Genomic DNA, 17,362 nt, shown 5'->3' on the forward strand with positions numbered 1-17,362 from the left:
TACCTCGACGACGCCATGCGACACGGACGCCGACTGTTCCGGTGGTCGATGCCGCTATGGCGGCTGTGGTCCGGTGTGCTTGGATGACTCCGAGTGCGGTGGTGGCCAGGTATGCACCGCAGGTGCCTGCGCGCCCCGCCCCGAGTGCACGACCTCCGCCAATTGCGCCGAGGGCTTCGCCTGCACGGAGGGCCGCTGTCAGTGCGGCTCCGACGCGGCCTGTGCCTCCAACCAGGCCTGCCGCGAGGGCCGGTGTGTGACGCGCTCCGCGTGTACCTCGGCGAACGACTGCCCGGCCGGCCAGCGCTGCGAGCCGACCCAGGGTGTCTGTCAGGTGCCCTGCACCCAGGCCACGGACTGCGCGCCCGGCGTGGATCCGCGCGTGGCCTCGCTGCTCTACCTCTGCAGGCAGGGCGACTGCCTGCGGCAGTGCTTGAACGACCAGCTGTGTGGCGCGGGCTTCATCTGCGAGGCCGGGACGTGCGCCAGGGCCGGCTGCGCCACGAAGGCCGACTGCCCCTCGGGCCAGTACTGCACCAGCGCCACCGCGGGCCGCTGCACCGAATTCCAGCCGTGTGACTCCAACGCCCAGTGTGGCCCCAATACCGAGTGCCGGGCGTTCGCCTCGGGCGCCTGCCCTCCGGGCTTCGACTGCGCGACGAAGATCTGCCAGGAGCTGCCGCGCTGCCTCGTGGACACGGACTGCTCGGTCACGGCGTACTGCCGGGACTCGCACTGCCAGCCCTCCACCGCGTGCACGGACAGCGGCACCTGTGCCCCAGGCCTCACCTGCGTGGCGAGCCGGTGCGTGCCGAGCGGTTGCCGCGGGCACGCGGACTGCGCTCCGAACGAGGCCTGCACGGATGGCGCCTGCCGCCCCGCGCCCTCGGCGGGCAACATCGTCTCCATCGCCCTCACCCCCAAGACGGCCACGCTCGTGGTGGGGGACACCGTGCGGCTCGGGCTGGTGGCCTACACGCTGGACGGCGCCAGCTTCCCCCTGGCGCAGGGCTCCTTCTCGGCGGTGGACGCGAGCGGCTCTCCCAGCGGCGCGGTGACCGTCTCTCCCGAGGGGCTGGTGACGGCCGTGTCCGCCGGGACGGTGCGTGTGCAGGCGAAACCCTCGGGCGCGGCGGTGTCGGCCCAGGAGGCCACGCTCACCGTGCTGCCCGCGCTGGACAGCGGCCGGCGCGTCACCGTGATGGACGCCTCCACCCGGCGTCCGCTCGCGGGCGTGGAGGTGCTCGGCTGTGATGCGCCTCCCGCCTCGGGCCCCTGCCCCGCTCCCGTCACGGTGACGACGGACTCGCGAGGCGTGGCCCTCTTCCCCGGCTTCGCCGGAGCCACCGCCAGCTTCTCCGCCGCCTCGGGCGAGCCGCGAGCGGATGGGCTTCCCCGCTACGACCGCGTCTCCGTGGCCTCCACTCCCGCGCGCGACGTGCTCCTGCCGCTCGGGGACAACCCCGTCCACGGCGCCGCCGGCTTCAACGCGGGCATCAGCTTCAACGAGGTCCACTCCTCCGGCGAGCTCTCGGTCGGCTTCTCCGTGCTCTCCGTGGGCGATCCCACGGCGGTGGATCTCACCAACCTCTTCGGGGAGTCCTTCCTCGTCTCCGTCCCCGGCCTCCCCCAGCGCCTCCCCGTCCCCAGCAGCCTGGTGGCCTATGCGTCTCTCGGGCTCGCGGGGAACACGGAGATCAAGCCACGCTCGTATGGCCTCGGACAGGCGGGACGCCGCACCGCCGTGGCCTTCGCCGGCAAGCTGCCCCTCGCCCAGGCCACGAGCCTCCGCCCCGCGGACCTGCTCGCCTACAGCGGCGCGATGGACTTCGCGCTCCAGTCCTTCACCTCCCTCTCCCACCTGCCCTATGCGCCCGACGCGACGGACCTCGACGGAGATGGGCTGTGCTCGAACACCCAGAGTTGCCAGGGCAGCGAGGACCTTCCGGACTACAGCCGCTTCACCGGCATCACCCACCGCCCCCGCCGCGAGCAGCTCCGCCGCATGGAGGTGGTGCTCCCCAACCTGCCCTCCGGCCTCGATACGGCCGTGATCGCCGCGGTGGAGCTGTCCCCCGAAGCGGGCCTGGTGCCGATGGGGCTCGCCTCGCGCACAGGTGGAACCGTGCAGCCCGATGGGACCCGGCCCGTCCAGCCGGTGCTGCTGCGCAGTGGGGCGCCGTACGGTGGGGCCGAGGGAGATACACCTGGAGTGTGGGCGCTCGCCACCTCCGCCACCTCGGGAGCGTCCGTCAGCGGCCGTATCGTCCGCGGGCCCACCCTCCCCACCCGCGTCTCCATGCCCGAGTTCCTGCCCCTGCCCACCGCCTCCTACACCCCCGCGAGCCGCACCTTCACGCCCTCGGTGGCGAGCTGGAGCGCCCTGGCCGGGAAGGGAGCGAGGCTCGTCCGGGTGACGCTCACCGGGCCCAGGGGGCGGCACGTGGTGTACCTCGCACTGGAGGCGAGCGGAGGAGCGCTCCGGGTGCCGGATTCGCCCGCCGGGGCGGACACGGACCCGGCGGGTCAGACCGGGGTGATCCTCGAGGTGGCGGCGCTGCGGCCGGCCGAGGGACGCTCAGCCGAGGACCTGCTGGACGCGCCCGGGGTGAACCTGCTGCAACTTCCCGTGGCGCTGGACGGCTACTCTCGCTCGCGACCCCCGTGAAGTTGAACTAACCTGCTGGGTTCATGGTCGAGGCGAGCCCCAGCCGCCTCGAGCCCCCCTTCTTCGGAGTCCACGCGCGATGCACAAGGATCCCATCATCGGCATCGACCTCGGCACGACCAACTCGTGTGCCGCGATCGTCGAGGACGGTGGGAACGTGAAGCTCATCCCCTACAAGGGGGGCGAGTACACCATCCCCTCGATCTTCGCGATCGACGACAAGGGCAACGAGCTGATCGGCTACGAGGCCAAGCGCCAGTGGCAGCTCAATCCGAAGAACACCATCTACGGCTCCAAGCGGCTGGTCGGCCGGCCCTTCAAGAGCGACGTCGTCGAGGCGATGAAGAAGGTCGTGGCGTACTCGGTACGCCCCGGCAAGAAGAGCGACGTCGTCCTGGACGTGGGCAAGAAGGAGTTCTCGCTCCAGGAGATCAGCGCCAAGATCCTCAACAAGATCCGCGACGTCGCCGCCAACCACCTGAAGACGCCCATCAAGCGCGCCGTGGTGACGGTGCCGGCCTACTTCAACGATCGGCAGCGCCAGACGGTGAAGGAGGCCGGCAAGCTCATCGACCTGGAAGTGGTGCGCATCATCAACGAGCCCACCGCGGCCTCGCTGGCCTATGGCGCTGGCAAGGGCATCAACAAGAAGGTGCTCGTCTACGACCTGGGCGGCGGCACCTTCGACGTGTCCATCATCGCCATCCGCGACCGCGTCTTCGAGGTCAAGGCCACCGGCGGTGACATCTTCCTGGGCGGCATCGACTTCGACAACGCCATCATCCACCACGTCCTCAAGGACTTCGCCTCGAAGACGGGCATCGATCTGGCCACGGATCCCGTGGCCATGCAGCGCATCAAGGATCTCGCCGAGCGCACGAAGATCGATCTGTCGGCGCGCGATGACGTGCAGTTCAACATCCCCTTCATCACGATGACCTCGCAGGGCCAGCCCCTGAACATCGAGATGAAGTTCACGCGCAAGATGCTGGAGCAGCTGACGAACCACCTGGTGGATCGGACGCTGCAGATGGTGGCGCGCGTGCTGGTGGACTCGGGGCTGAGCACCAAGGACATCGACGAGGTGCTGCTGGTGGGCGGTCAGACGCGCATGCCCGTCGTGCAGGACCGGCTGACGAAGTTCTTCGGCAAGACGCCGAGCAAGGGCGTCCACCCGGACGAGGCGGTGGCCGTCGGCGCGGCGCTGTACGCGAAGTCGCTCGAGGACAACTCCAGCCTGCGGTTGCAGTTGCTAGACGTGATTCCGATGGCGATCGGCCTGGAGCGCGCGGGCGGTGGGTTCCACACGGTGTTCCCGCGCAACGCGCCGATCCCCAATGCCAAGCAGCTGGTGGCGACCACGAGCATCGACAACCAGACCGAGCTGGCCATGCGCATCTTCCAGGGCGACCACGAGCAGGTGGTGAAGAACGATCTGCTGGGCGAGTTCACGTTCTCGGGGATCCGCCCGGCCCGGGCAGGCACGGTGCAGGTGGAGATCACCTTCGACGTGAACGTGGAAGGCATCCTCACCATGCGCGCGAGAGATCCCGCCACCGGCCGCGAGATGAAGACCACGGTCCGCGTGTCGGGCTGAGAGCGTCACAATGACCGCTGCCCGTGGATGTCCCCTCTCCCTCTGGGAGAGGGCTAGGGTGAGGGTCTACCCTCCGCATCCATGAGCACCGTGTAGATGCGCACCAACACGGCCTCGGTCTAGAAGAGCAGGTCCCTGTTCCCGAAGCGCAGGACCCTCACGCCCTGCTCCGCGAGAAACCGCGAGCGCGCGGCATCGCGCGAGACGTTGGCGGGTAGCGCGTGCTGGTCACCATCGAGCTCGATGGCCAGCGAGCGCTCCGCGCAGAAGAAATCGAGGATGTAGGGACCGAACTGATGCTGCCGCCGGAACTTGAATCCGGCCATCTGCCGGGCGCGCAGCAGCTTCCAGAGAATCGCCTCGGCATCCGTGGAGGAGCGGCGCAGATCACGGCATCGCTCCAACAGACCGACGATGATGGTGTTGCCTCGATAGTCGGGCACTGCCTTGTACCCCCCTCTCCTCGAAGGCCAGCGGCTCGGGACAGTAGACCCTCACCCCAGCCCTCTCCCAGAGGGAGAGGGGGCATACACGGTCATGCCGACTTCTTTTCCTTCTCCATCACCAGTTGGGGCGGCTCGTGCTTGGTCACCACCGTCTCGGTGATCTTGCACTCCTTCACGCCGTCCCGGTACGGCACGTCGTACATGATGTCGAGCATGGCGTCCTCGAGGATCGCCCTCAGGCCTCGCGCTCCCGAGTTGCGGCGCATCGCCTCCTTCGCGATCGCCTTCAGGGCTTCCTTCGTGAAGGTCAGCTTCACCTTCTCCATCTCGAACAGCTTCTGGTACTGCTTGATCAGCGCGTTCTTCGGCTGCGTGAGGATCGTGATCAGATCCTCTTCCTTCAGGTCGTTCAGCGTCGCCACCACCGGCAGACGGCCGATGAACTCGGGAATCATCCCGAACTTCATCAGATCCTCCGGCTCCACCATGGCGAGCAGCTCGCCCACGCTCCGCTCTTCCCTGTGGGTGATCTTCGCCCCGAACCCCAGGCCCTTCTCACCCACCCGGCGCTTGATCACTCCGTCGATGCCGTGGAACGCACCGCCGCAGATGAACAGGATGTTCGTCGTATCAACCTGCACGTACTCCTGCTGGTTGTACTTCTTCCCGCCCCTGGGCGTGACGTTGGCCCGCGTGCCCTCGATGATCTTCAAGAGCGCCTGCTGCACGCCCTCGCCGCCCACGTCTCGCGTGGCGCTCGGCGTGTCACCCTTGCGCGCGATCTTGTCGATCTCGTCGATGTAGACGATGCCCCGCGCCGCCTTCTCCACGTCGTAGTCCGCGTTGTGGAGCAGGTTCTGGATGATGTTCTCCACGTCCTCGCCCACGTAACCGGCCTCGGTCAGGCTGGTCGCGTCCGCGATGGTGAACGGGACGTTGAGGAAGCGCGCCAGCGACTGCGCCAGCAACGTCTTGCCGCTTCCCGTGGGGCCCACGAGCAGGATGTTGCTCTTGCTCAGCTCCACGTCCTCCGAGCCCGAGGGCTTCATCCCCGGACGCGGCCGTGCCGCAGGCTTCTTCTGGTAGATCCGTTTGTAGTGGTTGTAGACCGCGACCGAGAGGACCTTCTTCGCCTGGTCCTGACCGATCACATAGTCATCGAGGAACGCCTTGATCTCCATCGGCGTCGGCAAGCTCACCTGCGGCTTGCCTTCCTCGCGCTCATTCTCGTCCGCGATGATGTCGTTGCACAGTTTGATGCACTCGTCGCAGATGTACACCGTCGGGCCCGCGATGAGCTTGCGGACCTCACGCTGCGACTTGCCGCAGAACGAGCAGGACAGGTTGACGTGGTGCTCCTTCTTCACTGCCGCCTCCAGGTTCACCGACCCCGGTTCCCCGGAGCCTACTAGCCGACACCACCACACCCAAGCCGTTTGGCTGCCCACGTCTCGAACAGCCGTCCGCCAAAATATAGGCTCCGGCTGCACGCGCAGGAAGCCCATCTCGGATATGTCGTCCGGCGGGCTGTGTACCGCCGGACGGGGTCAGCGTTCAGTAACACCCGATCAGGCGTCATTCACGCCCGAAGCGATCTCCTCCAGGTCCTCGGCCAGGGCGCTCGCCCGCTCAGCGATGGCCTGGGGTACCCGGCGACACCCGGACACCTCGGCGGCCAGCTTCCGGGCCATCTGCGCCAGCTTCCTCACCTGGAAGCTCTCCGGGGGGGGCTCGGGGGGCGGCTTCGGGAAGCGCTCCACGAACTCCTTCTTCAGCTCGTTGGGCGGCTTCTCCGCGTTCCAGATACTGTCTCGCAGTGAACGGTACTCCTGGGGCGACAGCTGCCCGCGCTCCTCCGCGTCCGCCAGGACCTCGATGACCTCGAAGGGCGGCGCCTTCTGGGGGAAGTCCGGCTGGGACACCTCCTCGGCGGGCTCGTTGCGGGCCAGGAAGCTGAACGAGCGCGTGAGCTTCAGGGCCGTCTGCTTCTTGATGTGCAGCTCCTTGAGGCAGTACGCCTCGAAGGAGGCGTAGCCCCACGGCTCCCAGAGGTTCTCGTCCCGCACCTGCACGAGCAGCTTGCCCAGCTCGGCCCAGGTGGACTTGAAGCGCTTGGCCGCCACCAGCACGGTGTGGCGGAAGGTGCCCGGGGGCACGGACGCGGCCTTCTTCTCGATATCGGCTTCAGCTGCGGTCAGCATGCTCCCCGTATCCATCAGGAAAACCGGGGGGGCAAAAAAGCGGCCCGCTGCCTCCTGGCCACGTCCTCCTACTTCTTACCGATGGTGAACGCGAGGTTCACCGTGGCTCGCTCCCCCGGGTAGGGCTTGAAGGGCCACTTCTTCAATTCCCCGAAGAGGCAGTCGAAGAGCGGGCCCTTCTTGAGCTGCGGGTGGTCCACCCACAGCTGGGCCACGTGGCCGTCGTTGCCGATGGTGAACTCGAGCGGGACCTTGGCGGAGAAGCCCGGACGGCGCTCGGCCTCCTCCTTGAAGCAGCGGAAGAGCGACGACTGGTACTGCTTCACCACCCGGTTGATGGAGGCCATGTCGTAGTTGACCTCGGTCGACAGCCCGTCCGCGTCCGTGGTGACCTTGCCCGTCGGGCGTCCCCCCGGCGTGCGGCCCGGCTTCGGCAGCGGCGAGGCCGACGCCACCTTCTCCGGCTTCCCGGGCTTCTCCGTCGGCGTATCGAGCGGCTTGCTCTCGGGGGGCTTGTTGGCGACCGGCGGCCGCTTCGGCTCGCCGGGGTACTCGAACAGCTCCTCGGGCACGGAGCGCTTCGCCACGGTGATGACAGGCGGATCCACCTTGATGTCGAGCTCGCGATCGACGCCCGGCAGGTACACGGACGCGTAGCGCGAGATGTGCCACGCCCCCAGGCCCAGTCCACTCAGCACCAGCGCCGCCACGCCGCCCACCATGAGCCGCTGGCTCCTGCGCCGGGCGTGCGCGGCCCTCGCCTCCGCCTCCACCTTCAGCTTCACCGCCGCCTTCGACACGTGCAGCTGGAAGGCGTCCAGCTCCTCGAGCTTGCGGAAGCCGCTCGGGCCCGAGGCGGAGACCTCCGTTTTCCCCGTCAGCTCCCCCGTGTACAACTTCTCCACCACCTGGTGGCCGGACAGGGGGCCAAGGACGAGGTCTCCCTGACGATAGAGCCACTGGGAATCGAGCTGTATCCGCTCGAGGTCATGCAGATCTTGTGCGGCCGACATGGGCCGGGAAGTATCCCAGGCCCCACGGGCCTCCACAACGCCCCTCACACCACACCCTACGCTCCGTGAAGAGAACCCCCGCCGCCCTGTGGATCTGGTACCGAGGTACCCCCTTCATTGGTTTCCAGCGCCAGCCGGACGGCCTCACCGTCCAGGAGGCCCTCGAGGACGCCCTCCGCAAGGCCGGTGTCCCCTACCCCGTCATGCCCGCCGGCCGCACCGACCGCGGCGTCCACGCTCGCATGCAGGTCGTCAGCGTCCGCCTGCCTCCCTGCTACACCTCGGAGATGCTCGCCGAGCGGCTCCCGCCTCATGCCCCGCCGGATCTCGGCCTCTGTGTCGCCCGGCGCCCTCCCGACGGCTTCCACGCCCAGTGGAGCGCCGCCGGCAAGGAGTACCGCTACCGCATCCAGCTCGGGGGGCGTGCGTCGGAGGCCTGGCAGCCCTTCGTCATGGAGCCCTCCGCCGAGCCCCGCTTGGAGGGGCTGGCCCTCGCTCCCGAGCGCGTGGCGGAGCTGCTCGGCGCCGCGGTGGGCTGCCGCGACTTCTACGCCTTCCACGAGCACTCCAGCCTGCGCAAGCCGCGCACCCTCACGTCCGCCACCCTGCACGAGCTGGGCAACGGTCTCTTCGAGGCCCGCCTGCGCGGTGATGGCTTCGGCCGCTACCAGGTGCGCTACCTCGTGGGCTCCGCGATCCTCACCGCCGCGGGCGCCCTCTCCGAGGAGCTCTACCGCTCCGCTCTCGACTCGAGCACCCCCATCCCCGGCCTCAAGGCCCCCGCCAAGGGGCTCGTCCTCTGGGAGGTGCACTACCCTTCCAAGGTGGATCCCTTCCCCGCCGAGGAGCGGGCCCGCCCCCCGGGTCTCCCCCTGGGGCCTCCCTTCTCCTTCCCCGCGGAAGCCGGATCCGAGGCCGCCTAGTCGACCAGCCGATCCTCGTACTTCGTCAGCAGGTCCGAGATCGCCTCCCGGAGGTACTCGCTCTGGCGGATCCTCGTCGACCGCGACAGCTCCTTGAGCGCATCGAGCTTCTCGCGGTTGAGACGGAACACCACCGAGGTGAGGCGAGGATTCATGTCCATGTGCGTTGTCTCCTACAGGTGCACACAAGGTCTCACAGACGCATCGGATCGCAAGAAATCCACTCCACCTCTTGGATCACCTGGGATCAGGATTGGATCACCCGGGGATCGGATCCGGATCAGAGACTCCAGCGCAGACCGCTCGACACCTCTATGTCGAATCGGAGCCCGGATCCAAATCCCAGCTGCGCTCCCGCTCCTCCGTAAATGGAGAGGGTCTCGGTCAGCGCTCGCCTCACACCCACGCCTACTCGGGGGCCTATCCAGAAATGGGGCCTCGCGTGCACCATCACTCCGAGATCCGTGTAGGTCTGCCACTCCTCCAGCGTGAAGACGCTCCGGAAGCCTCCGTGCGCTCCGAGGCTGAAGCCCGGTGCTCCCGCGCCTGCTCGGGCCAGCAGGAAGAGCTCGTTGTCCTCGTAGCCCACCGGGAGGCTGCCACCGATCTCCACGTGCCCCGACAGGCCTCGCCTCAGTTGCTCTGAGTCGAAGCCCTCCGTGTACGTCAGGACGGGGCCGAGGAGGAGCGCTGGATTCCGCGCCTGCGCGGAGAAGGTGGTCAGCAGGAGCAGCAGGGGGAGTTGGTTCATGGGAACCCGGTGAGGTGGGACGGATGACCCTCACCCCAGCCCTCTCCCAGAGGGAGAGGGGGCTTACACAGGAGGAACCCGGGGGCCGAGATACCCTCACCCCGACCCTCTCCCGAAGGGAGAGGGAGGATCATTCCAGGATCAGCCTGGAGGATCAGGTTTGGATCAGCTGACCACCGGTAATGGGTGCGTGTCCGCCCCAGGTCGCTGGATCCCCGCCGCCTCGTTCATCCGCCCCGAACGGAAGGGTTCCAGATCCAACGCCACGAACTTGAACCCCAGCGCCTTCAGCGCCCCGTCCACCTCCCGCCTCACCTCCGCCGATAGGAAGCGCTCGTACTCCTCCGCCGAGAGCTCGATTCGCGCGATCTCCTGGTGGTATCGCACCCGGAACTGCCTGAATCCCCTCTTGCGCAGCTCCGACTCCGCCCCGGCGATCTGGAAGAGGCGCTCCCTCGTCACAGACGTCCCGTACGGGATTCGCGACGCCAGGCACGCCATCTGCGGCTTGTCCCACGTCGGCAGCCCCAACACCTGGCTCCACGCCCGGATCTCCTCCTTCGTCAGCCCCGCCAACGCCAGCGGCGAGCGCACCTCGTGCTCCTTCGCCGCCTTGTGCCCCGGCCGGTGATCCTTGAAGTCGTCCGCGTTGAAGCCGTCCACCACCACCGCCAGCCCCAGCTCCTTCCTCTTCACCTCGCAGAGGTCGTACAGCTCCGTCTTGCAGAAGTAGCAGCGGTTCGTCGGGTTGGCCGCGTACTGCGGGTTGGACAGCTCGTCGCTCGACACCACCACGTGCCGCGCTCCCATCTTCGCCGCCAGCTCCCTCGCCTCCCGCTCCTCCTCGGGCGCCACCGACGCCGACAGCGCCGTCAGCGCCAGCGCCTTCTCTCCCAGCTCCTCCACCGCGATCTTCAGGACGAACGTCGAGTCCACCCCTCCCGAGAACGCCACCAGCGCCGAACCGTGCGCGCGCAACGCCGCACGCATCGCGTCCAACTTGGGACGGGAGGAGTCACACAGGGCCTGGATCCGCTCGGGGGTCAGCATGAGGGCACCTCTATAAACGAAGAACCCCCGGGCTGCCCGTGCAACCTGGGGGTCCTCGAGCTCGTTGTCTCACACCCCTCCCCATCGAGGAGGAATGGATGCCCGGCTAGCGAGCCTTGCGCTTGGGAGCGGCCGCCTTCTTGGCCGCCGGCTTCGCCACCCGCGCCGCTCGGGCCGCGGGACGCGCCTTGGCGCCCTTGCCCGCCGCCTTCGTCGCCGCCACCACCGGCGTCTTCGTCGGCGCGCGCGACACCTGCTTCTTCGTCGGCGGCTGCGCCTTCATCTTCTTGCCCGTGATGATCTTCAGCTCGTCCACCGTCACGTACCCGAGGTCCAGCAGCGACTGGAAGATCTTCATCGCCCCGTCCTCGACGCTCTCCACGTTCGAGTGGATCACCACCTCGGCCGACGCCGGCGGCTCGTACGGCTCGGTGATGCCGATGAAGTTGGGGATCTCCCCACTCAGCGCCTTCTTGTAGCGGCCCGTGGAGTCCCGCTCGATGAGCTTCTCGGTCGGGCAGTCCACGTACACCTCGATGTACCGGCCGATCGCACGGCGGTTCTCCTCGCGCCCCGCCTTGTACGGGCTCACGCACGGAACCAGCACCGCCACGTTGTTGCGCGTGAGCAGTCCGGCCACGTACCCCAGCCGGCGGACGGTCATGATGCGCTCGTCCTTGCTGTCTCCAATGCCCTGCCACAGAGATTCCCCGACCTCGTTCTCGTCGAGAATCTCCACATTGCGATCGACCTGCCGGAGCCGGGCCGCGATGTATTCAGCCATCGTACTCTTGCCGGTCCCGGACATGCCGGTCAGCCAAACGGTAAAACCAATCGTCTGCGCCATACGGGTCCCAAACTCCCTGCGCCTACAGGGGGGTGTTTCCTCCGTGCCCCCCAAAGAGCGCGGCAGATCAAAAGTCGCGGGCGTTATAGACGAAACCCACAGCCTTTGACAATTCGCACCCACCTTTCCGCAGGTAGGGGGGTCAGGCGGCCAAGTGCCCGCCTTCTCAAGGGATTCCCTCAGGTTGGCGACCTATCGAGTCCAGCGAAACCCGACGATCCTGGAACTCTCCGCACTCCCACCAGAAAATTCGCGCGTCCCTGGCACACCCCGCATGCACAGCGATGACGAGGTACGTCACCCCGGGGATCAGCGGCTGTCCGTCCGGCGCCGCCTGGCGTCGGTCTTCGTCGGAGAAATACGCACCTGCGTCCACATGTGAGTGGAACACACAGGCCACGTGCTCACCGCGGGCCTCCGCCTCCAGGAGGACGCCGAGCCACTCGCGGGGCTCGAACGCGTAGGCGGTCCGGGAGGTGTGGAGCTCGTCGCACGCGTTGCGCAGGGGGCGGACGCGCCAGGGTCCACCCTCCCCCGCTCGCAACAGCACCCCACAGCCTTCCCGGGGATAGGAGGCCTCCAGGTGCCGGACGACGTCCGAGAGATCTTCCGGCAGCGAGGGAACCATCGGGCGGCGCTACCCTCCCGCGATGGCCGGGATGAGGGTGAGGCGGTCTCCCTCCGCCACGGGCGTGGACAGCTCGCCCAGGAAACGGATGTCCTCGTCGTTGAGGAACACGTTCACGTAGCGCCGCACCGCGCCCTTGTCGTCGAGCACCCGCGCGCCGATGCCCGGGTGCGCCTTCTCCAGGTTGTGCAGCACCTCGCCCACCGTGGCGCCCGCGACGCGGACCTCGCCCTTGTTGCCCGTGAAGCTCCGCAGCGACGTGGGAATGCGAACCGTGGCCATGTCCCGCCGACCCTCGCCGAGCCACCGCACGCCGTCAACCCGCTCCTCCATGGCGAAAAGCTGCCCGACCCGGAACCGAACGAATATCTTCCCGCCCCGCTCCGTCCCCACTCACACAGAAGCGCACCCGTTACGGAGCCCACTCCTTCCCCGAGGACCCATGAGACACGCGCTCGCCTTCCTCACCCTCGCCCTGCTCGTCACCGGCTGCCCCAAGAAGACCGGGGAGAACCCCGACGGCGCGGTGGACAACCCCTCCTACCGCGATGGCGGTCAATCCGGTGACGCCGGCGAGACCGCCTCGGCCGGAGCCGCCCTCTCCGGCGCGACCCCCACCGAGGGCACCCAGGCCCAGGACGGCGAACGGGCCACGGTGGAGGCCTGCGTGGACCGCTGGCTCCAGGCGCACAAGATGGATCGCTACGGCCACCCCGAGGGCACCATGTACGCGGGCGGCACCCCGCTCTTCAACGAGGCCACCGGCGAGACGAAGGACCGTCTCGAGTACGTCTTCGCGCGCCAGCCCGAGGCCCGCAAGGCCTGCGCCGCCAAGGACGCGCAGTAGTCCCCTCCTCCGTGCCCGCCCCTTCGAACCAGGGGAGCAGGCGTCTTCCGGAGTGACAGGATTCCCGAAAACCCGGCAGGTCCCTTAAGCTTGCCGGCCTGATGGAACCCGCGCTCGTCCTCGAAGAAGACAAAGCCGACTCGCACCGGCGCGCCCGCGTGCGCGCGGTGCTGGAGCGGCGCAAGCTGTCGGACAGCGTCTCCGCCGAGCAGGCCGCGGCCTCGTGGGAGCAGGATCGCTTCGTGGCCCGGGCCCGCGCCCTCTTCTACGCGCGGCTCATGTTCCTCACCCTGGGCCTGCTCATCCTCGCGGTGCCCACCTGGTCCTTCTACTTCGGCCTCCAGAGCACCTTCGCCTTCGTGGGCTACTTCACGATGCTGCTCTACAGCGTCGCGAACTTCCTGGTCATCGACCACCCCAGGGCCGGCCGCTGGGTGACGTACATCACCCTCTGCCTCGACCTGGTCATCATGGTGGTGCTCATCGCCAAGCCCCAGGTCGGCGGCGGTCTGCAGAGCCCGCTGCTCGCCACACAGCTGCTCTTCACCGCCCTCTTCGCCATCCTCTACCCCAAGCCGCTGGCGATCCTCCCGCCCATGCTGGCGCTGCCCGTCACCACGCGCCTGGATCTGCTCCTCAACCGGGACGTCACCGCCGTCGAGGTGCTCACCCTCCTGTGGTACTCGGGACTCAACTTCATCATCGTCTACGTGCTCGTGTACCTGAACGAGCGCGAGGCCGCCGCCCACCGCGAGGTGGTGGAGCTCCAGGGCGATCTCAAGGAGCTGGCCGTGGTGGAGGAGCGCAACCGGCTGGCCCGCGAAATCCATGACGGCCTGGGCGCCTCGCTCTCCTCGATGATCATCCAGACCGAGTACATCCTCGGCATGGCCCGCGAGGACTCCCTGCGCTCGGAGATCCAGGAGCTCAAGACCACCGCCGAGGAGTCCATCGAGGAGCTGCGCCGCAACCTGCAGATGATGCGCGAGGACTTCGAGCTGACGCAGGGGCTCGAGGACTACGTGAAGACGTTCAGCCAGCGCACCCAGCTGGACATCCGCTTCGAGCGCGGCGGCCTCGTGCGCAAGCTGTCGCCGGACGCGCAGCTCGCCCTCTTCCGCATCCTCCAGGAGTGCCTCTCCAACGCCGTCAAGCACGCCCAGCCCAAGCGCGTGGACGTGAAGCTCGACTACGACCTGGAGCAGGTGCACCTCTCCGTCCGCGACGACGGCAAGGGATTCGATCCGGGGCGGACGCCTCGCGGTCACTACGGCTTGCTCAACATGCGCGAGCGGGCCATGAAGCTCGGCGGCAACCTCATCGTGGACTCGGCACCGGGGGCTGGTACCCGGGTGTCCTTCTCCCTCCCCTCCCTCCCATGACCGAAGAAGCGATCGCGTCCTCCCCTCCCATCCGCGTCTTCGTCGTCGAGGACCAGACGAAGATCCTCAAGAACCAGCTCAAGCTGCTCGAGAGCCACCACGACATCGAGATCATCGGCACCGCCCTGTCCGGCGAGGCCGCGCTCGAGGAGGTCGCCAAGGCCCTTCCGGACGTGATGCTCCTGGACCTCGGCCTGCCGCGCATGAGCGGCATCGACGTCACCCGCCACGTCAAGGCGCAGTGGCCCCACGTCGAAATCCTCATCTTCACCATCTTCGACGAGGAGGACAAAGTCCTCGAGGCGGTGAAGGCCGGGGCCTCGGGCTACCTGCTCAAGGGCACGCCCGCGGACAAGATCATCGAGGCCATCAAGGAAGTACGCGCCGGTGGCACCGTCATCCAGCCCAACCTCGCGCGCCGGCTGCTGCGCCACTTCCGCGTGGAGCCCGACGCGGGCCCCGTTCCCACCGCCCCCGCCGCCCCGGCTCCCGCCGTCGCCGCCCCGCCCGAGACGCCTCCCGCGCCCACCCCCGACGGCTCCGGCGAGCCCCTGCTCAAGCCCCTGTCGGATCGCGAGACGGAGATCCTCCAGCTCATCGCCAAGGGCGTGTCCAACAGCGAGGCGGCCAAGCTGCTCGATCTGTCCAAGGCCACCATCCGCACCCACCTGGAGCACATCTACCGCAAGCTCGAGGTCACCAACCGCGTGGAGGCCGTCACGGAGGGCATCCGCAAGGGCCTCATCTCGGTGTGACGCACCGGGGCGTCACCAGGAGGCCGTGACGCCCGCGAGGATGCTGGAGTAGGTGTCCTGGGCCAGGCCTCCCTCGGACCAACCGCGCCGAGTGCCCGCTCCCGAGAAGCGGTCCACGTAGTGCTCCAGCCGGAAGCGCGCGGAGTAGCCGAGCGGGCCCCAGAGGTCGCCCGCCACGCCCAGCTCCGCCGCCCAGCCGATGCTCGACACCGACTCGCCGTAGTCGAGCACCTCCGCGAGCCGCGAGCCGTCCTCTTCACCACCCAGTGCCCGCCCGGGGTTGGGCCTCAGGAAGAGCTGGCCCGCCCCCTGGATGCGCACCGCGCTCATCAGCGGCACCGACACATCCACCCCCACCGCCGGGTAGAAGCGGTGCACCACCGGCAGCGGGCTCTCCACTGAATTCTCCGCGTCGAACTCCCGGCCGAGCGCCCCCAGCCGGATGCCCGCGTAGCCCCACAGCGGCGTTCCCGTCGTCCCCAGGTCGAAGAAGTAGCGGTACGCGAGCATGGCCCCGTAGGTCGTGTCCGTCGCGAACACCTCGCGCTCGGGCGTGGAGCCCACGGGCGTCGACACCTGCACCGTCGTCTTCGCGAAGCTCCGCTGGTACGCCAGCGTGAGCCCCACCCCGCGCAGCAGCGACGGCCAGTGCGCCAGGGGGAACACCTCCGCCTCCGCGACGATCCCCACGTAGGGCACCGTCGAGTCGAAGTCCACGGTGTCGTCGCCAATCCGCTGATCCGCGGGCCGCGCGTCGTACACGGCGCACGAGGACACCCCCGGCCGCGCGCAGTAGTTGCGCCACGTCCCCGCCGCCCCGAGGAACACCCTCAGCCTCGGGGGCAACCGGGCCCCGGGCGCTTCCTGGGAAGCCGCGGCGGGAGCCGGCTCCCCGCTACCTGGCGCCTCCTCCCCGGCGAGCGCGACTGTCGAGGAGAGCACCGCGAGACACATCCAGCGTCCGGAGGCCTTCATGAATGCCGGGCAGCCTCACCCACCGCGCGGGCGATTGTCCACGGTCATCAACCCTCGACCACCGTGGGCCCGGACGCCGTCACCGCCTGCGGCGCCACCACCACCGGCGACACCATGGACGCGGACTCGGTCACCACCACCGGCTGGGACACCGGCGGCACCTTCAGGAAGTCGCGCCGGTAGATGCGCACCATGGCCATGAAGAGCGACGCGATGAGCGGCCCCACCAGCAGCCCCATCATCCCGAACACCGCCAGCCCTCCGAACATGGACAGGAAGACGAGCAGCGGGTGCAGCGTCATGCGCGAGCCACACAGCCTCGGCCGGATGACGTTGTCGATGCTGCCCACCACGAAGGCACCCCAGGCCAGCAGGAAGACACCCTCGTTCACCCGGCCCATCAGCACCAGCACCGCGCCGATGGGTCCCCAGACGAGCGCCGTGCCTCCCACCGGCACCATCGCCACCAGCACCATCGCCGCGCCCCACACGCCCGCGTGCGGCACCCTCGCCAGCATCAGCCCCACCACCCCCAGCGCCCCCTGCACCAGCGCGGTGATGGTGTTGCCATAGATGATGGCGTGCGCCACGTCGGTGAACTCCTGCGCGAACGCCTGGGTGTAGCGCCTGTCGAGCGGGATGAGCTGCGTGGCCTCGGCCCACAGGCGGCGGCCATCCAGGAAGAAGTAGTACATGGCCACCGTCATCAGGAACAGATCGATGACCAGCGCCGTGCCAGCCCCCAGCAGATCACTGAGCACCGAGGCCCCGCTGGCCATGGCCCCCGCCAGCGCCTGCTCCGTCTGCGGGGTCGCCGGCACGTAGCGCCGCAGCCCGCGCGGCAGGTTCAGGTTCGCGGCCAGCTGCCGCAGGTCCATCCGGTCCAGCACGTCCTGCGTGTGCTCCATCAGCCCCAGCACCTCGCGAGCCACCAGCCACCCCACCACCGCCAGCGGCGCGAGGATGAGCAGGAAGATCGCCACGGTGGACAGGCCCGCGCACACCGACGGGTAGTTTCTCAACCGGGTGCGGAACAGGATGTCCTGAAGGGGCAGGAACAGGACGACGAGGAAGCCGCCCAGCAGCACCGGCATCAGGAACGGAAGAAGAATTCTCGAGAAGAGAATCAACGCCAGGCCGAACAACCCGGCGAAGATAAGATTGGACCACCGCTTGGTGTCTAAACCCGTCACGCCCCCACCCCTCACCCACGCAACCCGCCCAGGACGCGACAGAACGTAGGAACGTCGCTTCACTGCGGGAAGCCCGGGCTCCACCC

Annotated in this window: 18 protein-coding genes; 6 read left to right on the forward strand and 12 right to left on the reverse strand. The window is 68.3% G+C overall.

Translation table 11 applies throughout. The annotated features are described in order from the left end of the window. Nucleotides 1-79: 79 nt before the first annotated feature. Both JRI60_RS29385 and JRI60_RS29390 read left to right on the forward strand, forming a co-directional pair. Nucleotides 80-2,668, forward strand: a complete 2,589-nt coding sequence (locus tag JRI60_RS29385) for a hypothetical protein (RefSeq protein WP_204219195.1) — start codon at nt 80-82, stop codon at nt 2,666-2,668. A 79-nt stretch (nt 2,669-2,747) separates the two neighbouring features. Then, nucleotides 2,748-4,265, forward strand: coding sequence for an Hsp70 family protein (locus tag JRI60_RS29390; protein WP_204219196.1), 1,518 nt, complete (start codon nt 2,748-2,750; stop codon nt 4,263-4,265). Nucleotides 4,266-4,384: 119 nt separating this feature from the next. Here JRI60_RS29390 and JRI60_RS29395 read toward each other — a convergent pair whose 3' ends face one another. The 4 genes from JRI60_RS29395 to JRI60_RS29410 all read right to left on the reverse strand — a co-directional run bounded on the left by JRI60_RS29395 (nt 4,385) and on the right by JRI60_RS29410 (nt 7,925). Continuing rightward, nucleotides 4,385-4,708: an endonuclease domain-containing protein gene (locus JRI60_RS29395; protein WP_204219197.1), complete on the reverse strand. Its 324-nt coding sequence runs from the start codon at nt 4,706-4,708 to the stop codon at nt 4,385-4,387. A 92-nt stretch (nt 4,709-4,800) separates the two neighbouring features. Further along, entirely contained in the window at nt 4,801-6,078 is a 1,278-nt protein-coding gene (gene clpX, locus JRI60_RS29400; protein ID WP_204219198.1) for an ATP-dependent Clp protease ATP-binding subunit ClpX, read from the reverse strand. Between the two features lie 201 nt (nt 6,079-6,279). After that, nucleotides 6,280-6,912, reverse strand: a complete 633-nt coding sequence (locus tag JRI60_RS29405) for a hypothetical protein (protein WP_204219199.1) — start codon at nt 6,910-6,912, stop codon at nt 6,280-6,282. 68 nt (nt 6,913-6,980) lie between these two features. Then, nucleotides 6,981-7,925 (reverse strand): AgmX/PglI C-terminal domain-containing protein, encoded by a 945-nt coding sequence (locus JRI60_RS29410; protein ID WP_204219200.1) that lies wholly within the window; start codon nt 7,923-7,925, stop codon nt 6,981-6,983. A 65-nt stretch (nt 7,926-7,990) separates the two neighbouring features. Here JRI60_RS29410 and JRI60_RS29415 point away from each other — a divergent pair, with 65 nt between their 5' ends. Next, nucleotides 7,991-8,848: a tRNA pseudouridine synthase A gene (locus JRI60_RS29415; RefSeq protein ID WP_204219201.1), complete on the forward strand. Its 858-nt coding sequence runs from the start codon at nt 7,991-7,993 to the stop codon at nt 8,846-8,848. Here JRI60_RS29415 and JRI60_RS29420 read toward each other — a convergent pair. From JRI60_RS29420 to JRI60_RS29445, 6 genes are all read right to left on the reverse strand, one after another. Next, the gene (locus JRI60_RS29420; protein WP_073562486.1) at nt 8,845-9,009 is read right to left on the reverse strand and encodes a ribbon-helix-helix domain-containing protein; all 165 of its coding nucleotides are present in this window, start codon (nt 9,007-9,009) and stop codon (nt 8,845-8,847) included. The two genes, JRI60_RS29415 and JRI60_RS29420, sit on opposite strands and share 4 nt — an antisense overlap. 119 nt (nt 9,010-9,128) lie before the next feature. Beyond that, entirely contained in the window at nt 9,129-9,599 is a 471-nt protein-coding gene (locus tag JRI60_RS29425; RefSeq protein WP_204219202.1) for a hypothetical protein, read from the reverse strand. A 165-nt stretch (nt 9,600-9,764) separates the two neighbouring features. Then, a complete protein-coding gene (gene larE, locus JRI60_RS29430) occupies nt 9,765-10,649 on the reverse strand; it encodes an ATP-dependent sacrificial sulfur transferase LarE (RefSeq protein WP_204219203.1) in 885 nt (294 codons plus the stop codon). A 106-nt stretch (nt 10,650-10,755) separates the two neighbouring features. Then, nucleotides 10,756-11,496, reverse strand: a complete 741-nt coding sequence (cysC, locus tag JRI60_RS29435; protein WP_204219204.1) for an adenylyl-sulfate kinase — start codon at nt 11,494-11,496, stop codon at nt 10,756-10,758. Nucleotides 11,497-11,662: 166 nt separating this feature from the next. Beyond that, entirely contained in the window at nt 11,663-12,124 is a 462-nt protein-coding gene (locus JRI60_RS29440; RefSeq protein ID WP_204219205.1) for a Mov34/MPN/PAD-1 family protein, read from the reverse strand. 9 nt (nt 12,125-12,133) lie between these two features. Further along, nucleotides 12,134-12,406, reverse strand: coding sequence for a ubiquitin-like small modifier protein 1 (locus JRI60_RS29445; protein ID WP_204229142.1), 273 nt, complete (start codon nt 12,404-12,406; stop codon nt 12,134-12,136). Nucleotides 12,407-12,566: 160 nt separating this feature from the next. Here JRI60_RS29445 and JRI60_RS29450 point away from each other — a divergent pair, with 160 nt between their 5' ends. The 3 genes from JRI60_RS29450 (at nt 12,567) to JRI60_RS29460 (ending at nt 15,108) form a co-directional block, all read left to right on the forward strand. After that, nucleotides 12,567-12,971: a hypothetical protein gene (locus JRI60_RS29450; protein ID WP_204219206.1), complete on the forward strand. Its 405-nt coding sequence runs from the start codon at nt 12,567-12,569 to the stop codon at nt 12,969-12,971. A 101-nt stretch (nt 12,972-13,072) separates the two neighbouring features. Continuing rightward, entirely contained in the window at nt 13,073-14,353 is a 1,281-nt protein-coding gene (locus tag JRI60_RS29455; protein ID WP_204219207.1) for a sensor histidine kinase, read from the forward strand. Further along, a complete protein-coding gene (locus tag JRI60_RS29460; RefSeq protein WP_204219208.1) occupies nt 14,350-15,108 on the forward strand; it encodes a response regulator transcription factor in 759 nt (252 codons plus the stop codon). Before JRI60_RS29455 ends, JRI60_RS29460 begins: the two co-directional genes overlap by 4 nt. Nucleotides 15,109-15,120: 12 nt before the next feature. Here JRI60_RS29460 and JRI60_RS29465 read toward each other — a convergent pair whose 3' ends face one another. Together JRI60_RS29465 and JRI60_RS29470 are read right to left on the reverse strand one after the other, a co-directional pair. Further along, nucleotides 15,121-16,083 carry a hypothetical protein gene (locus tag JRI60_RS29465; protein WP_204219209.1) on the reverse strand — a complete coding sequence of 321 codons (963 nt, stop codon included), beginning with the start codon at nt 16,081-16,083 and terminating at the stop codon, nt 15,121-15,123. Between the two features lie 47 nt (nt 16,084-16,130). Continuing rightward, nucleotides 16,131-17,276 carry an AI-2E family transporter gene (locus JRI60_RS29470; RefSeq protein WP_204219210.1) on the reverse strand — a complete coding sequence of 382 codons (1,146 nt, stop codon included), beginning with the start codon at nt 17,274-17,276 and terminating at the stop codon, nt 16,131-16,133. Nucleotides 17,277-17,362: the final 86 nt, after the last annotated feature.

This window comes from Archangium violaceum (assembly GCF_016887565.1).
In the GTDB taxonomy this organism is placed as follows: domain Bacteria; phylum Myxococcota; class Myxococcia; order Myxococcales; family Myxococcaceae; genus Archangium; species Archangium violaceum_B.

Coding starts and splice junctions, on each gene's coding strand:
- JRI60_RS29460 (WP_204219208.1), top strand. CDS start 14,350: ATGACCGAAGAAGCGATCGCGTCCTCCCCTCCCATCCGCGTCTTCGTC.
- JRI60_RS29450 (WP_204219206.1), top strand. CDS start 12,567: ATGAGACACGCGCTCGCCTTCCTCACCCTCGCCCTGCTCGTCACCGGC.
- JRI60_RS29425 (WP_204219202.1), bottom strand. CDS start 9,599: ATGAACCAACTCCCCCTGCTGCTCCTGCTGACCACCTTCTCCGCGCAG.
- larE (WP_204219203.1), bottom strand. CDS start 10,649: ATGCTGACCCCCGAGCGGATCCAGGCCCTGTGTGACTCCTCCCGTCCC.
- JRI60_RS29410 (WP_204219200.1), bottom strand. CDS start 7,925: ATGTCGGCCGCACAAGATCTGCATGACCTCGAGCGGATACAGCTCGAT.
- JRI60_RS29445 (WP_204229142.1), bottom strand. CDS start 12,406: ATGGCCACGGTTCGCATTCCCACGTCGCTGCGGAGCTTCACGGGCAAC.
- JRI60_RS29420 (WP_073562486.1), bottom strand. CDS start 9,009: ATGGACATGAATCCTCGCCTCACCTCGGTGGTGTTCCGTCTCAACCGC.
- JRI60_RS29440 (WP_204219205.1), bottom strand. CDS start 12,124: ATGGTTCCCTCGCTGCCGGAAGATCTCTCGGACGTCGTCCGGCACCTG.
- JRI60_RS29455 (WP_204219207.1), top strand. CDS start 13,073: ATGGAACCCGCGCTCGTCCTCGAAGAAGACAAAGCCGACTCGCACCGG.
- JRI60_RS29405 (WP_204219199.1), bottom strand. CDS start 6,912: ATGCTGACCGCAGCTGAAGCCGATATCGAGAAGAAGGCCGCGTCCGTG.
- JRI60_RS29390 (WP_204219196.1), top strand. CDS start 2,748: ATGCACAAGGATCCCATCATCGGCATCGACCTCGGCACGACCAACTCG.
- cysC (WP_204219204.1), bottom strand. CDS start 11,496: ATGGCGCAGACGATTGGTTTTACCGTTTGGCTGACCGGCATGTCCGGG.
- JRI60_RS29465 (WP_204219209.1), bottom strand. CDS start 16,083: ATGAAGGCCTCCGGACGCTGGATGTGTCTCGCGGTGCTCTCCTCGACA.